The sequence below is a fragment of the Bradyrhizobium sp. CCGB20 genome (assembly GCF_024199855.1).
In the GTDB taxonomy this organism is placed as follows: domain Bacteria; phylum Pseudomonadota; class Alphaproteobacteria; order Rhizobiales; family Xanthobacteraceae; genus Bradyrhizobium.
In genome coordinates this window covers 2,451,149-2,464,362 of sequence record NZ_JANADN010000001.1, presented here as the reverse complement: position 1 = coordinate 2,464,362, position 13,214 = coordinate 2,451,149, and the positions used below count along the sequence as shown (strand labels likewise).

14 protein-coding genes are annotated in these 13,214 nt (G+C 64.6%); 8 read left to right on the top strand and 6 right to left on the bottom strand.

The genetic code is table 11. The annotated features are described in order from the left end of the window. Positions 1 to 167: 167 nt before the first annotated feature. Positions 168 to 656: an RNA polymerase sigma factor gene (locus NLM15_RS11290; protein WP_254117028.1), complete on the top strand. Its 489-nt coding sequence runs from the start codon at positions 168 to 170 to the stop codon at positions 654 to 656. A 106-nt stretch (positions 657 to 762) separates the two neighbouring features. After that, positions 763 to 1,533, top strand: coding sequence for an anti-sigma factor (locus NLM15_RS11285; RefSeq protein WP_254117027.1), 771 nt, complete (start codon positions 763 to 765; stop codon positions 1,531 to 1,533). Positions 1,534 to 1,963: 430 nt separating this feature from the next. Here the strand turns inward: NLM15_RS11285 and NLM15_RS11280 are convergent, their stop codons facing one another. Together NLM15_RS11280 and NLM15_RS11275 are read right to left on the bottom strand one after the other, a co-directional pair. Beyond that, positions 1,964 to 2,929: a DnaJ C-terminal domain-containing protein gene (locus tag NLM15_RS11280; RefSeq protein WP_254117026.1), complete on the bottom strand. Its 966-nt coding sequence runs from the start codon at positions 2,927 to 2,929 to the stop codon at positions 1,964 to 1,966. Positions 2,930 to 3,038: 109 nt separating this feature from the next. Then, positions 3,039 to 3,446 (bottom strand): RT0821/Lpp0805 family surface protein, encoded by a 408-nt coding sequence (locus NLM15_RS11275; protein WP_254117025.1) that lies wholly within the window; start codon positions 3,444 to 3,446, stop codon positions 3,039 to 3,041. A gap of 113 nt (positions 3,447 to 3,559) precedes the next feature. Between NLM15_RS11275 and pdxH the strand changes: the two genes are divergently transcribed. Genes pdxH through NLM15_RS11260 form a run of 3 tightly spaced genes read left to right on the top strand, consistent with a single transcriptional unit; the run spans position 3,560 to position 5,784 of the window. Continuing rightward, a complete protein-coding gene (pdxH, locus tag NLM15_RS11270) occupies positions 3,560 to 4,201 on the top strand; it encodes a pyridoxamine 5'-phosphate oxidase (protein ID WP_254117023.1) in 642 nt (213 codons plus the stop codon). A gap of 38 nt (positions 4,202 to 4,239) precedes the next feature. Further along, positions 4,240 to 4,992: an SDR family NAD(P)-dependent oxidoreductase gene (locus tag NLM15_RS11265; protein ID WP_254117022.1), complete on the top strand. Its 753-nt coding sequence runs from the start codon at positions 4,240 to 4,242 to the stop codon at positions 4,990 to 4,992. A 21-nt stretch (positions 4,993 to 5,013) separates the two neighbouring features. Further along, positions 5,014 to 5,784 (top strand): class I SAM-dependent methyltransferase, encoded by a 771-nt coding sequence (locus NLM15_RS11260; RefSeq protein ID WP_254117021.1) that lies wholly within the window; start codon positions 5,014 to 5,016, stop codon positions 5,782 to 5,784. Positions 5,785 to 5,866: 82 nt separating this feature from the next. Here NLM15_RS11260 and NLM15_RS11255 read toward each other — a convergent pair whose 3' ends face one another. Then, positions 5,867 to 6,100: a hypothetical protein gene (locus NLM15_RS11255; RefSeq protein WP_254117020.1), complete on the bottom strand. Its 234-nt coding sequence runs from the start codon at positions 6,098 to 6,100 to the stop codon at positions 5,867 to 5,869. A gap of 186 nt (positions 6,101 to 6,286) precedes the next feature. Continuing rightward, positions 6,287 to 7,264 carry a magnesium transporter CorA family protein gene (locus NLM15_RS11250; protein ID WP_254117019.1) on the bottom strand — a complete coding sequence of 326 codons (978 nt, stop codon included), beginning with the start codon at positions 7,262 to 7,264 and terminating at the stop codon, positions 6,287 to 6,289. A 325-nt stretch (positions 7,265 to 7,589) separates the two neighbouring features. Between NLM15_RS11250 and NLM15_RS11245 the strand changes: the two genes are divergently transcribed. Further along, on the top strand, positions 7,590 to 8,276 hold the full coding sequence (locus NLM15_RS11245; protein WP_254117018.1) for a L,D-transpeptidase: 687 nt from the start codon (positions 7,590 to 7,592) through the stop codon (positions 8,274 to 8,276). A 36-nt stretch (positions 8,277 to 8,312) separates the two neighbouring features. Here the strand turns inward: NLM15_RS11245 and NLM15_RS11240 are convergent, their stop codons facing one another. Beyond that, on the bottom strand, positions 8,313 to 9,422 hold the full coding sequence (locus NLM15_RS11240) for an extensin family protein (RefSeq protein WP_254117017.1): 1,110 nt from the start codon (positions 9,420 to 9,422) through the stop codon (positions 8,313 to 8,315). A gap of 65 nt (positions 9,423 to 9,487) precedes the next feature. On the opposite strand from NLM15_RS11240, the gene NLM15_RS11235 reads away from it, so the two are divergent. After that, the gene (locus NLM15_RS11235; RefSeq protein ID WP_254117016.1) at positions 9,488 to 11,116 is read left to right on the top strand and encodes a fatty-acid--CoA ligase; all 1,629 of its coding nucleotides are present in this window, start codon (positions 9,488 to 9,490) and stop codon (positions 11,114 to 11,116) included. Positions 11,117 to 11,334: 218 nt separating this feature from the next. After that, positions 11,335 to 12,189: a DUF1499 domain-containing protein gene (locus NLM15_RS11230; protein ID WP_254117015.1), complete on the top strand. Its 855-nt coding sequence runs from the start codon at positions 11,335 to 11,337 to the stop codon at positions 12,187 to 12,189. A gap of 72 nt (positions 12,190 to 12,261) precedes the next feature. Here the strand turns inward: NLM15_RS11230 and NLM15_RS11225 are convergent, their stop codons facing one another. Continuing rightward, a complete protein-coding gene (locus tag NLM15_RS11225) occupies positions 12,262 to 13,179 on the bottom strand; it encodes an MBL fold metallo-hydrolase (protein ID WP_254117014.1) in 918 nt (305 codons plus the stop codon). Positions 13,180 to 13,214: the final 35 nt, after the last annotated feature.

Genomic DNA, 13,214 nt, shown 5'->3' with positions numbered 1-13,214 from the left:
AACGTCCCGTCGAGCTCTCGTTGTGGTCTGGAGGTACACCAGCCCTCCTTCGCGGTACAGTCCTAATACGCGGCGTTAACGCTGTTTCGAGGGCCGGAATAGCCGTTCCGTTCGGGTGTTATGATGATTGTGGCGCTTGCGCCGAACGGCAGGACATCAAAGACGGCATGAGCGCGTTTCGCCAGAGTGTGGAAGCCATGATCCCGGCGTTGCGCCGCTACGCCCGCGCGCTCACGCGCGATGCGGATGCGGCCGACGATCTGGTGCAGGATACGTTGGTGCGGGCGCTGCGCTCGGAGCGCCTGTTCCTCGGAGGCGACGTCAGGAGCTGGCTCTATACGATCCTGACCAATCTCAACAAGAACCGGCGGCGCTCGCTGGCAAGGCGCCCGCAATTCACGCAGCTGACGGAGAACAATCCGGATGCCAGCGGGACCGAAGCCGAAGGGCGCGACATCGCGAAGGCGCTGGCGACGCTGGTCGAGGAGCAGCGCTCGGTGCTGCTGCTGGTGATGCTGGAGGGCATGAGCTACCGCGAAGTCGCCGACATCCAGGGCGTACCGATCGGCACCGTGATGTCGCGCCTGGCGCGCGCCCGTGCCCACGTTAAAGCGTCGCTGGAAGGTGAGCGTCCGGCGCTCAAGCGGGTGAAATGATGGCAGGGTTGATGCATCGCGCGGGTCGCTTCCCCTGCATGGTGCGGGAAGCAGCGCAGTTGAACCACGTAAGATTTTTTGGGCCGCAGAGCCAGAGACGACCGATATGAACGACCGCAAGATTGCAGTGACCGAGGACGAACTCCACGCCTATGTCGATGGCGAGCTGCCGGCCGAGCGCCGCGCCGACGTCGAGGCCTGGCTTGCCGCGCACCCCGAGGATGCCGAGCGCGTGCAGTCCTGGCAGACCATGGCCGAGATGCTGCACGCCCGCTACGATTCCGTCGCCCAGGAGCCGGTGCCGGCGCGACTGGAGCTCGAACGGCTGGAGCGGCGCCCCCGGCAATGGCTCTATGGCGCCGCCGCGGCTGTGCTGGTCGCTTTCGTCGCCGGCGGCACCGCAGGCTGGGTGGCGCGCGGCGCCGCGAGCGCCCCCTCGACATTCCAGAGCTTCACGGCGGACGCGCTCGACGCCCACCGCCTCTATGTCGTCGAGGTCCGCCACCCCGTCGAGGTCGCCGGCAACGAGCGCGACCATCTCCAGGCCTGGCTGACCAGGCGCTGCGGCTGGACCGTGTTCGCGCCGAACCTTGAGGCGAGCGGGCTGAAGCTCGTCGGCGGCCGGCTGTTGCCGGGGCCGAACGGTCCGGCGTCATTCCTGATGTACGAGGGCGCCTCTGGCGAGCGGTACACGATCTACACCGCCAAGACCGAGAACGGCGCGACTCAGATGCGCTACGCCAAGACGGACAAGGATGGGGCGCTGTTCTGGGCCGAGCGCGGCGTCGGCTACGTCGTCAGCGGCGCCGGCGACCGCGATCGCCTGACCAAGGTGGCGCAGGCAGTCTACGACCAGGCAGAGAAAAACGGTAGCTGAGCAACCGCTTGAACGCGGTGCCTCGATTCCGACATTGAAAATTTGGAATCAGGACATGGGTGCGTCTCATTATCGCACCGGATGATCACGAGAAAATGAGCAGCGTTCGATCCGCCGATCGACGCGGGCGGCCTCGATTGGGGTTTTTGGTACCGCGCTGGTCCCCCTCTCGAGGCCGCACCTTATTATCGGCTGCCCCGCCGGACAGCCGACACGCCGAACCACATGAGCCGAGAAGCGCTACCACGCCTCAGGCATATGATGAGCATCATCTGTCGAGAGATGCTCAAGGCTCTCAGGAGAAACCCCCTTCAGCTGCGATCTCGCCCTAAAGCGCAACGGCTCGCGCTTTAGCTATTTGTTGGCGCCTGATCTTTCAGAAAGCCGTTGCACATTTTGCGCCAACGCGGCCTCCGGGTCCGGATCATGCTTAGCCAAGCCCGCTACGTGGATTGTAGGGGTGTTGGTCCCGCCACTTCTCCATCAATGCCTCAAGCTCGGCGTCGTTCCCGTCCGGTAGCATAATCCTGATGGTGACGAAGAGATCCCCGGTTCCGCCAGCTTTTGGCAATCCCTTGCCCTTGAGGCGGAAGGTCCGGCCGCTCGAGGTGTTTTTCGGGACCGACAGCTCGACGGCATTGCCGAGGGTCGGCACGCGGACCTTGCCGCCGAGCACCGCCTCGTAGAGCGTGACCGGCAGGTCGATCCGCAAGTCCGCGCCCTCGATCTTGAAGAACGGGTGCGGCGCGATGCTGATCGTGATCAGCAGGTCGCCCGGCGGATGGCCCTGGGCGCTTTCGCCCTGCCCCCTGAGCCGAATCTGCTGGCCCTCGGTGACCCCCGGTGGAACCTTGACGTTGAGCTCCTTGCCGTTCGGCAGCCGGACGCGCTTGTCGCCCCCTTTGACCGACTCTTCCAGCGAGACGGACATGGCGACGTTGACGTCGAGATCGAGCCCGATCCCGCCGGTGTCGAATTCGAACTGGGCACCGCCGCCGGCCCCGGGCCGCGCACCGCGCACCCCGCCACCGAACATGCTGTTGAGGATGTCCTCGAACGCACCGCCGCCCTGACCGGGGCCCGCGCCGCCGCTGCGGAACGAATAGCTTTCGAACCCGCCCGGACCCGCGCGACCGCGCGGCCCGCCGCCGCCCGGAAACCCCTGGAAGCGCGGCTTGCCGTCGGCGCCGATCTCGCCGCGGTCAAACTGCTTGCGCTTGTCCTCGTCGCCGATGATCTCGTTCGCCGAATTGATCTCGGAGAAGCGCTCGGCGGCCTTCGGGTCATCCTTGTTGCTGTCGGGATGGTGCTTCTTGGCAAGCTTGCGATAGGCGCTCTTGATCGCGGCAGCGTTGGCGCTCCGCGGCACCCCCAAGACCTCATAGGGGTCGCGCATCCGTCACGTCTCCTTCAAGAAATCGAATTGTTCAAAGGGCTCCCCGCCCCACCTGCACATCATGTGGGAGGCGAGTGGCATTTTTGCAACTAGCCTGCGGAGCCGATTCCTAGCTCCGCCACGGCTTTAGCGTATGAATCTCCCAACGGCCACGGCTGCTTTGGCAGCCGGCGCCCTGGAGCCAGCTTTCCGTGCTGCCGTTGACGTAGCTCGCCAGGAAGTCGCGGCACTTGCGGCCGTCCTCGGCGGCGTAGGACTGCGCGATCGGCGTCACCGAGCCGCGCGCTCCGGTTTCCGGATTCTCCCAGTGCTGGCTGGAATCCTTGTCGCCCTTGCTGAGGACGTCGGAAGCGGCGTTGCGGGCGAAGGCAAGATCGGTGTCGGTCGGCGGGGCGTCCTTCGCCGGCCGGGCGATCGAGCCGGTCAGGTCACTGTCGTCGGCCTTGGCATAAGCGCGGGTGTCGTTGCGGGAAAAGCTGCAGCCACTGGAGCCGAGCCCGATCAGAATCATCGTCATGACAAAGCCGGACGGCCGGATCGCCGATAGGCCAACGCGCCCCCATGCCCTATATAGGGCGGTAGCGGACAACAACGCGTTTTGGGCCGCGGGACGCAACTCGGACTCCAGACATGACCGACACGACCTCGATGAAACACCAGACACCCTTAACATCCGGTGATTTCACCGCCGCCGACGAGCCATTTGCGCTGTTCGAGGCCTGGCTGAACGAGGCGATCAAGAGTGAGCCGAACGATCCGAACGCCATGGCGCTCGCCACCGTCGACGCGGATGGGCTGCCTGACGTGCGCATGGTGCTGATGAAGGGCTTCGATACCGAGGGCTTCGTCTTCTACAGCCACATCGCCAGCCAGAAGGGCCGCGAACTCGCCGCAAATCCTAAGGCGGCGTTACTTTTTCACTGGAAGTCGCTGCGCCGTCAGGTCCGCATCCGCGGCAACGTGACGCCGGTAACCGACGCCGAAGCCGACGCCTATTTCGCCACCCGGCCCAAGCAGGCGCAGATCGGCGCCTGGGCCAGCAAGCAGTCGCAGGAGCTGGAGAGCCGCTTCGCCTTCGAGCAGGCCATCGCGAAAGTCGCGGCCAGACACGTCATCGGCGAGGTGCCGCGCCCGCCGGGCTGGAGCGGCTGGCGCATTGCGCCCTCGCGCATCGAGTTCTGGCACGACCGCCCATTCCGCCTGCACGACCGCATCGAATTTCGCCGTGACGCGGCCGGCCAGCCATGGTCCAAGACGCGGATGTATCCTTGAGCCTTATCGCCAGCTTTGGGCCGACCTGAAAGATGTCCATGCCGCATTCGTCCAATGCGCCGCGCCGCACGCTGCTCCTGACCGGAGCCAGCCGCGGCATCGGCCACGCCACGGTGATCCGCTTCTCGTCGGCGGGCTGGCGTGTCATCACCTGCTCGCGGCATCCCTTCCCCGAGGACTGCCCGTGGGATGCAGGCCCCGAGGACCACATCCAGGTCGACCTCGGCAATCCCGAGGACACCGCGCGCGCGATCTCCGAAATCCGCAACCGCCTCGAAGGCGGCATGCTCCATGCCCTCGTCAACAACGCCGCGATCTCGCCGAAGGGCGCCGGCGGCTCCCGGCTCGGCTCGGTCGACACCGACCTCGACACCTGGACGCACGTCTTCCACGTCAACTTCTTCGCACCGATCATGATCGCACGCGGATTGATCGAAGAGTTGAAGACCGCCAAGGGCTCGGTCGTGAACGTCACCTCGATCGCGGGCTCGCGCGTGCATCCCTTCGCGGGCGCCGCCTACGCCACCTCGAAGGCCGCGCTCGCCGCGCTGACGCGCGAGATGGCCTCCGACTTCGGCCGCGTCGGCGTCCGCGTCAACGCCATCGCGCCCGGCGAGATCGACACCTCGATCCTGTCGCCGGGCACCGAGAAGATCGTCGACCAGCAGATCCCGATGCATCGCCTCGGCACGCCCGACGAGGTCGCCAAGATCATCTACGTGCTGTGCACGGACACCAGTTCCTACGTCAACGGCGCCGAGATCCACATCAACGGCGGCCAGCACGTGTAGGCAAAGCACGCAGGGCGATGCATGGGCCGGTTCGCGAGCACAGCCTCACTTTACGAGCATTTGCGGCCGCCCTACCCGAGCGAGTTCTTTCGCAGCGTCGCGCAGAAGCTTGGGCTGTCCGCGCGCTGCGCCCTGATCGACCTCGGCACCGGCCCCGGATTGCTGGCGCTGGGCTTCGCCGGATATGTCGGCCGCGTCGTCGGCGTCGACCCTGAGCCCGCCATGCTCGACGCCGCGCGAGCCGCCGCTGCATCCGCAGGCCAAGCACTCACGCTGATCGAGGGCAAGGCCGAGACGCTCGCCCCTGACATCGGCACCTTCGACGTCGTGACGATCGGGCGCGCCCTGCACTGGATGGATCGCGAGGCGACGCTTGCGTTGCTCGACCGGCTGGTCGCGCGCGGCGGCGCGATCCTGGTCTGCGCCTCGTTCTCGGCCACCGACGGCCGCAACCCATGGCTCGACGGCTACAATGAAATCCGCCGCCGCTGGTCGCCGGCCAAGCTCTGGGAAGAGGCCGGCAAGGGCACGCGGACCCATCGCGACCTTCCCGCATTCTTTCGCGGCAGCCCCTTTCAGCCCACAGAACTCGTCACGGTCGAGACAAGCCACATGGTCAGCGTGCAAGACCTCGCACAGCGCACACTCACCTACTCGTCGTCTTCGCCGGATGCATTGGGCGACAATGTCGAGGCGATGCTGCGCGATGTCGAGGGGCATCTGGCTTCGTTCAGCCGCAACAGTGCCATCGCCGAGACCATCGTCTCGACAGCGCAGATCGTGAAGCGCTAGCTGAATCGTCTAATGGCAGAAAGCAAGGCGATCCAGACAACGCCGCCGCAAGACCTGGATCGCCCGCCCTTCCTTCCGGTCCTCAATCGACTCGAATCCGACGCGACCGTTTGCGCAGACTTGAAGCTGCAGCACTTGGAGCGGCAACGTTCAACGCAGTCGAGCAGTCGTCGTCGTTCTCGCCATCGAGCAGCGGAGCACCACAGTGCCGGCACATCCGTGCCGACAACGACGGCGCCTTGCCGCTCGCCAGGACCTGACGATAACTCGCCAGATCGATGACGTTGCGGGGCGTCGTTATGTGTTTTTCAACCATGGCTGTTCCTCGCGGCTAACATGCTGCTTATCGCAGACAAGTTTCGCGCAAACGTTCAGCCCACTGCTCAAATTTTACCGGAGGAATTGGGGCGGCGCGCACACATCACGGCGCGGCCGCAATCCCGCTCTATTCTGCGACACCAACCGCCATGTCTCTACGACCGGCGTAAGGTATCGGTAGGTATTAAAGCCACTTCTTCCACTTGAAGATCCAGTACGGAACGATGGCGGCGAACAGCATCATGACGATCGCCATCGGATAGCCGTGGACCCATTCGAGTTCCGGCATCGACTTGAAGTTCATGCCGTAGATCGAGGCGATCAGCGTCGGCGGCATCAGGACAACGGCCATGACCGAAAACAGCTTGATGATGTTGTTCTGCTCGAGATTGACGACGCCGAGCATGGCGTCGAGCACGAAGGTGATCTTGCTGGAGAGATAGGAAGCGTGGTCGGTCAGTGACGACACGTCGCGCTGCATGGTCTTGAGCTGCTCGCGCATGTCCTTCGACCATTTCACGCCCTCCACCACCGCGGACAGGAAGGTGACGACGCGGCCGATCGACACCAGGCTTTCGCGAACCTTCGAGGTCAGGTCGCCCTTGCGGCCGATCGAGATCAGGATCTGGGAATATTGCTTGGCGTGGCCGTGGCGCTCGCTCTCGGGCTCGAAGATGTCGTGGCTGACCTGGTCGATCTCGGCGCCGCAGCGCTCCAGGATGTCGGCGCAGCGGTCGATCACGGCGTCGAGGAGTTCCATCAGCACCATCTCGCCGGTGATCGCAGGCGTGCAGGAACGGGCCAGCTTGGCCTCGACCAGCGCAAACGGCTTGGGCTGGTCGTAGCGCACCGTGACGAGGCGGTGGTCGCCGAGAATGAAGGTCACGGCCGTGGTCCGGGGCATGTCGGTATCGGAGTGGCACATCAGCGTCGCCGTCATGTAGCGCGCGCCGTTCTCGATATAGAGGCGGCTGGAGATCTCGATCTCCTGCATGTCCTCCCGGGTCGGGATCGCGATGCCCGAGAGCCGCTCCACCGCCTTGTCCTCCGCCGCGGTCGGGTTGACCAGATCGATCCACACCGCGTGCTCCGGAACCGCCGCGAGGTCCTCGACGACGGCCTTCTTGAGAGTGGAGTCGGAGGGAACGAACACAGAAAACATGCACAACTCCAGCAGGGGCCTGCGACAGACTGACAGCCCTTAGCGCGATTCTGACAAGTTCATGATGACAAGCACATTAACGGAGCGTTTGCATTTGTGGCGGCACCGTGGCCCAGAATCGACAGTTCGGCATCCCACGCCCAAAAATCAGCCCAAAGCTGCAAAACTTGCGGCAAAAAAGCCACAGCTCGGGTCTCGCAGCGCGGGAAAAGGTCCGAAGCGCTGGAATTGTGGCAGATTTCAACGATAATAGGACCCAACGGAGTCGTGGTTTGGGCTCGCTCAAGCCCCACGAAAGCATGTTGTTGTCGATTGGAACCAAATCATGTCGTCGCTGAAAGTTAAGCTGGGTATTTTGGCCGCTGGCCTGATGCTGTCGGGCTGCATGCAGGCCACACATTTTGAGGCGACCGACACCAAGGCCTTCAAGCCGAAGGACAAGGAACTCCTCGCCAAGGTCCGGTATGAGAACACCCCGGTCGCCGAGCCGTTCCGCCGCGCCATCGTCGATTACCACCGCAAGGAATCGCCGGGCTCGATCGTGGTCGATTCCGACAACCACTATCTCTATTACGTGCAGGATGGCGGCAAGGCGATCCGTTACGGCATCACCGTTGGCGAAGAGGCGATGGCCTGGTCTGGCATCGCCAAGGTGGGCAGCAAGACCGAGTGGCCGGCCTGGCATCCGACCCCGGGCGAAATTTCGCGCCTGGGCGTGCCGACCTATGTTGCGCCCGGCCCGGACAATCCGATGGGCTCTCGCGCGATCTACCTTTATTCCGGCGGGAAGGACACGTTGTTCCGCATCCACGGCACCAACCAGCCGGAATATATCGGCGCCTCGATCTCGTCAGGCTGCATCCGCCTGACCAACGAAGACGCGATCGATCTCTATGATCGCGTGAAGGTCGGCACCATCGTCGTGGTGCTCGAGCCGAAGCACGGCGACTCGCCCTACAATTCGCGCCTTGCGCTCGGCGGCGGCCAAATGGGCCAGGCGGGCAGCTACTGATCATCTCCTGATCTCAGACATTCAAAAGCGCCGGTTTTACCGGCGCTTTTTTGTTGCCGGCTTGTGCGGCTGGGCCTTCTTGCGGTCGGCCGCCGGTTTGTCCGCAGGCGCAGGGGGGTTCTGCGCCGCCTCGTCATCAGCCCCGTCCTTCGCCTCAGGCTTGGCCTCGGATTTGGCCGCGACCTCGCGCGGCGGCGCCTCCTCGGGCCGCTCCGCCGGCAGCAGCGGAGCGACCTGCGGCAGGGGATCCCAGACATTCCACTGGCAGATCCGGTAGTCGTTGCGCCGCTGCGCCAGGTCGAGATGGATGTGGTCCTCGTGATACCAGTCCGAGCCCGGGCCAAGCACGGTGGAGAAGCGCGCGCAGACCGAATGCAGCACGCGCTCGCGCACATCGCGCGACAGGCTGCGGTCGGTCAGGCCGATCGACTGCCCGTTGGTGAGCTTGACGGCGCGGACGTCGAGCGCGTTGGCCTTGCCGTGCTCGGACAGCATCGCCCCCACGACGCGGTTACGGCCCCGGCATTCGAAGCTGTCGAAATTGTCGAGATCGCTGATGGTCGAGCCGAGGCTGGTGGCCAGCGGCACCATGTCCTTCCGAATCCAATCGGCGATCGCGGACGCCATGGTGCAGCGGAGGACAGCCGCCGGCTTGACCGCCACCTTGCGCTTGTCCGGCAGCACGATGGCTTCGAGCCGCACCAGGTCCTCGCCGCCGCAGGCACCGGGGCCGCGAATATCCGGAATGGACGGCGCGACCGCGATCTCATCGGTCAGCGCAAGCCGGCAGGCCGAGACCTGCTTCTCGGGCGGCGGCGCGGCCTCGGCGGGCTTGGTGGCGTTCGGCTTGTCGGGAGAAGGTTTTGCTTCGGTCTGCGGAGGGGTCTCGTCCGCCGCTTTGGGAGCCTCTTCCGGGCGCGGTTTTGGTAGCGGTATCTTGGCAGGTATCCTGGCTGGATGAACCGATCCGCGCGGCCGTGGCGTACCAAGGCCAAAGATATCGAACGGCGATGCGTATTTTCGCGCCTCTGCCCTCTCGGCGAGCACAAGCGACAGCCCCAGCGCGGCGGTAACCATTGCCGCGCCGGCGGACATATAGCCGCGACAAGACCATTTGCGGCGAAAGTCCGGCAGGCTAAAACTCATGACAATTCTTTGGCCCAGCGCTGAGAGCGACAACCCGCCCAGCGAATTCTCGGAGGAACGACGGAATGCTTGGTTTGATGCAAGATTGGCCCCTGCTCTGCCACCGGATCATCGAACACGCCGCCAGGATTCATGGCAAGCAGGAGGTCGTTACACGATCGGTCGAGGGACCGATCCATCGCACCACTTATGGCGAAATCCACAAGCGCGCGCTCAAGGTCTCGCAAGTGCTGGAGCGCGACGGCATCAAGCTCGGCGACCGTGTCGCAACGATCGCCTGGAACACCTGGCGCCATCTCGAGGTCTGGTACGGCATCATGGGGATCGGCGCCATCTGCCATACCGTCAATCCCCGCCTTTTCCCCGAGCAGATCGCCTGGATCATCAACCATGCGCAGGACCGCATCGTGATGACCGACATCACCTTCGTTCCGGTCCTGGAGAAGATCGCCGACAAGCTGCCGAGCGTGGAACGCTACGTCGTGCTCACCGACAAGGCGCACATGCCGCAGACGACGCTGAAGAATGTGGTCGCCTACGAGGACTGGATCGCGGAGGCCGACGGCAACTTCAAATGGAAGGACTTTGACGAGAACACGGCCGCCGCGATGTGCTACACGTCGGGCACCACGGGCGATCCGAAGGGTGTGCTGTATTCGCATCGCTCCAACGTGCTGCATGCGCTGATGGCGAACAATGTCGATGCCCTCGGCACCAGCGCGTCCGAGACAATGCTGCCGGTGGTGCCGCTGTTCCATGCCAATAGCTGGGGCATCGCCTTCTCGGCCCCCTCGCAAGGCACCAAGCTGGTGATGCCCGGCGCCAAGCTCGACGGCGCCTCGGTCTACGAGCTGCTCTCGACCGAGAAGGTGACGCACACGGCGGGCGTGCCCACGGTGTGGCTGATGCTGTTGCAGCACATGGCCGCCAACAATCTGAAGCTGCCGGACCTGAAGATGGTGATCTGCGGCGGCTCGGCGATGCCGCGCTCGATGATCAAGGCCTTCCTCGACATGGGCTCGAACGTGCGCCATGCCTGGGGCATGACCGAGATGAGCCCGATCGGCAGCGTCGCGGCGTTGAAACCGCCGTTCCAGAATGCGACCGGCGATGCCAAACTCGCCGTGCTCCAGATGCAGGGCTATGCGCCCTTCGCGGTGGAGATGAAGATCACCGACGATGCCGGCAAGGAATTGCCGTGGGATGGTACGACCTTCGGCCGCCTGAAAGTTTCCGGCCCCGCCGTCGCCAAGGCCTACTTCCGCATCGACACTGACATCCTCGACGAGGAAGGCTTCTTCGACACCGGCGACGTCGCGACCATCGACGAGGCCGGCTACATGCGGATCACCGACCGCTCCAAGGACGTGATCAAGTCCGGCGGCGAGTGGATCTCCTCGATCGACCTCGAAAACCTCGCGGTCGGCCATCCCGCCGTTGCGGAAGCCGCGGTGATCGGCGTGTTCCATCCCAAATGGGACGAGCGGCCGCTGCTGATCGTGCAGCTCAAGCAGGGCCAGCAGGCCAGCCGCGAGGACATCCTGAAGTTCATGGACGGCAAGATCGCCAAATGGTGGATGCCCGACGACGTCGCCTTCGTCGACGGCATTCCGCACACCGCCACCGGCAAGATCCTGAAGACGGCGCTGCGCGACCAGTTCAAGGATTACCGCTTTCCGAACGCCGCGGCGTAACGGGGAGCACTCACCGTCATTCCGGGATGGTCCGAAGGACCAGACCCGGAATCTCGAGATTCCGGGTTCGATGCTTCGCATCGCCCCGGAATGACGGTTCGTCCGGGCGGTAACAGTCCGGTCTCCCTTGAATTTGCCCCCGGGCCGTGGTCTCAACGGCCCATCGTCGTGCCAAATCGGCCGGCACCGCCCCCAAAACCCGGCAGAAGCGTCACCCGATGGCCCGCAGGTTTTCCACTCCCTATCAGTCGGAGCCCGTGTCCAGCCTCGCGAGCTGGGCGCGTAATCTGGCCGTGTTCGCGGTGGTGGCGGTGGTGGTCTCGATCATCATCGTCCGCTTCGACTTCCTGGAGATGAAACCGGCGCTGATGACGTTCTTCGCCGGGCTCGCGATCGCCGGCCTCTCGATCCTGTTTGGGCTCGCGGGCTTTGCCGCGATCTGGCAGAACGGCTCGCGCGGCATGGCGCGCATCCTGCTCGCCTTCCTCATCGACGGCGCGATCCTCGCTTATCCGGCTTATCTCGGCCTGCAATACCGCAAGCTGCCTCCGATCTACGACATCACCACCAACCCGATCGACCCGCCGCGCTTCGACGCGCTGTCGCACGTGCGCACCGGGGATGGCACCAACACCGCCGTCTATGCCGGCCTCTATTCGGCCGAGCAGCAGCGCCAGTTCTATCCCGACATCGAGCCGATCGAGCTGGAGATCCCGGTCGATCGGGCCTATGCGATCGCGCGCCAGCTCGTCATCAAGCGCAAATGGCTCGTCATCGACGAGCGTGAGCCTCAGCCGCCGCGCCGCATCGGCCGCATCGAGGCGGTGGCACGGACGCCGATCATGGGGTTCCGCGAGGACGTCTCGATCCGGGTCGTGCCCGACGGTGACGATTCCCGTGTCGATATCCGCTCGGCCTCGCGCTATTTCGACAGTGATTTCGGCAGCAACGCCGCACGCGTCAAAAAATTCATCGACGATCTCAACACCGCCGCCGACGCCGACGCGCTGAAACCGGTGAAGAAGACGCCGGTCGCACCGCCGAAGGCACCAGCGAAGACGGTGAAGAAATGAGCAGGCGAATGGGGAGTGGTGAATAGCGAGTGGAAGACCGTCTATTCGCTACTCCCCATTCGCTACTCGCCCTCAGGCCATCCGGTACGTCCCGCCGATCACAGGATCGCCATTCGTCGTCACCACGCCGCGCGCGACCAGATCTTCCAGATGCGCCAGGACGGAATAGCCGGCGGCCGTCGTCAGGCGCGGGTCGATGCCGATATAGATCGCGCGGACCATGGTCGGGATGTCGGTCTCGCCCTTGGCGAGACGGTGCAGGATCGAGGCTTCGCGCGCCTTGCGGTGGCGGATCAGGAAGCGCACGAAGCGCTGGCCGTCCGGGATCTCGGGGCCGTGGCCGGAGAAATACAGATCCTCCTCGCGCGCGGCGAGACGATCCAGCGACTCCATGTAGTCGATCATCGAGCCGTCGGGCGGCGCCACGATCGAGGTCGACCAGCCCATCACGTGGTCGCCGACGAAGTTGAATTTCCGCTCGGGCCAGGCGAAGGCGAGATGATTGGCGGTGTGGCCCGGCGTCGCCACGGCCTCCAGACGCCAGCCGTCGCCCTCGACCACGTCACCATGCGCGATCCTGATATCGGGCGCGAAATCGCGGTCGGCGCCGGATTCCGGATTGTGCTTCTCGCTCTCGAAGCGCGGGCGCGAGGCGCGGTGGGGGCCTTCGGCATAAACAGGCGCACCGGTCGCCTGCTTGATCCGCGCGGTGTTCGGCGAATGGTCGCGGTGGGTGTGGGTGACGAAGATATGGCTCACGGTCTCGCCGCGCACCGCATCGAGCAGCGCCGCCGCATGCGCCTCGTCGTCCGGGCCGGGATCGACGATCGCGACGTTGCCCTGGCCGACGATGTAGCTGACCGTGCCGGTGAAGGTGAACGGGCTCGGATTGTTACAAAGCACGCGCCGCACGCCGGGACGAACTTCCTCGACGACGCCGGCTTTAAGCGGAAAGTTGCGGTTGAACGGGACGTCGTCGTTGTCGGACATGAGACTTCCTGTGCACTGCTGCCCCAACACTCGCC

What these genes read in the sequence shown, in the direction of transcription:
- NLM15_RS11290 (WP_254117028.1), top strand. Translation starts at nt 168, where the DNA reads ATGAGCGCGTTTCGCCAGAGTGTGGAAGCCATGATCCCGGCGTTGCGC.
- NLM15_RS11285 (WP_254117027.1), top strand. Translation starts at nt 763, where the DNA reads ATGAACGACCGCAAGATTGCAGTGACCGAGGACGAACTCCACGCCTAT.
- NLM15_RS11280 (WP_254117026.1), bottom strand. Translation starts at nt 2,929, where the DNA reads ATGCGCGACCCCTATGAGGTCTTGGGGGTGCCGCGGAGCGCCAACGCT.
- NLM15_RS11275 (WP_254117025.1), bottom strand. Translation starts at nt 3,446, where the DNA reads ATGACGATGATTCTGATCGGGCTCGGCTCCAGTGGCTGCAGCTTTTCC.
- pdxH (WP_254117023.1), top strand. Translation starts at nt 3,560, where the DNA reads ATGACCGACACGACCTCGATGAAACACCAGACACCCTTAACATCCGGT.
- NLM15_RS11265 (WP_254117022.1), top strand. Translation starts at nt 4,240, where the DNA reads ATGCCGCATTCGTCCAATGCGCCGCGCCGCACGCTGCTCCTGACCGGA.
- NLM15_RS11260 (WP_254117021.1), top strand. Translation starts at nt 5,014, where the DNA reads ATGGGCCGGTTCGCGAGCACAGCCTCACTTTACGAGCATTTGCGGCCG.
- NLM15_RS11255 (WP_254117020.1), bottom strand. Translation starts at nt 6,100, where the DNA reads ATGGTTGAAAAACACATAACGACGCCCCGCAACGTCATCGATCTGGCG.
- NLM15_RS11250 (WP_254117019.1), bottom strand. Translation starts at nt 7,264, where the DNA reads ATGTTTTCTGTGTTCGTTCCCTCCGACTCCACTCTCAAGAAGGCCGTC.
- NLM15_RS11245 (WP_254117018.1), top strand. Translation starts at nt 7,590, where the DNA reads ATGTCGTCGCTGAAAGTTAAGCTGGGTATTTTGGCCGCTGGCCTGATG.
- NLM15_RS11240 (WP_254117017.1), bottom strand. Translation starts at nt 9,422, where the DNA reads ATGAGTTTTAGCCTGCCGGACTTTCGCCGCAAATGGTCTTGTCGCGGC.
- NLM15_RS11235 (WP_254117016.1), top strand. Translation starts at nt 9,488, where the DNA reads ATGCTTGGTTTGATGCAAGATTGGCCCCTGCTCTGCCACCGGATCATC.
- NLM15_RS11230 (WP_254117015.1), top strand. Translation starts at nt 11,335, where the DNA reads ATGGCCCGCAGGTTTTCCACTCCCTATCAGTCGGAGCCCGTGTCCAGC.
- NLM15_RS11225 (WP_254117014.1), bottom strand. Translation starts at nt 13,179, where the DNA reads ATGTCCGACAACGACGACGTCCCGTTCAACCGCAACTTTCCGCTTAAA.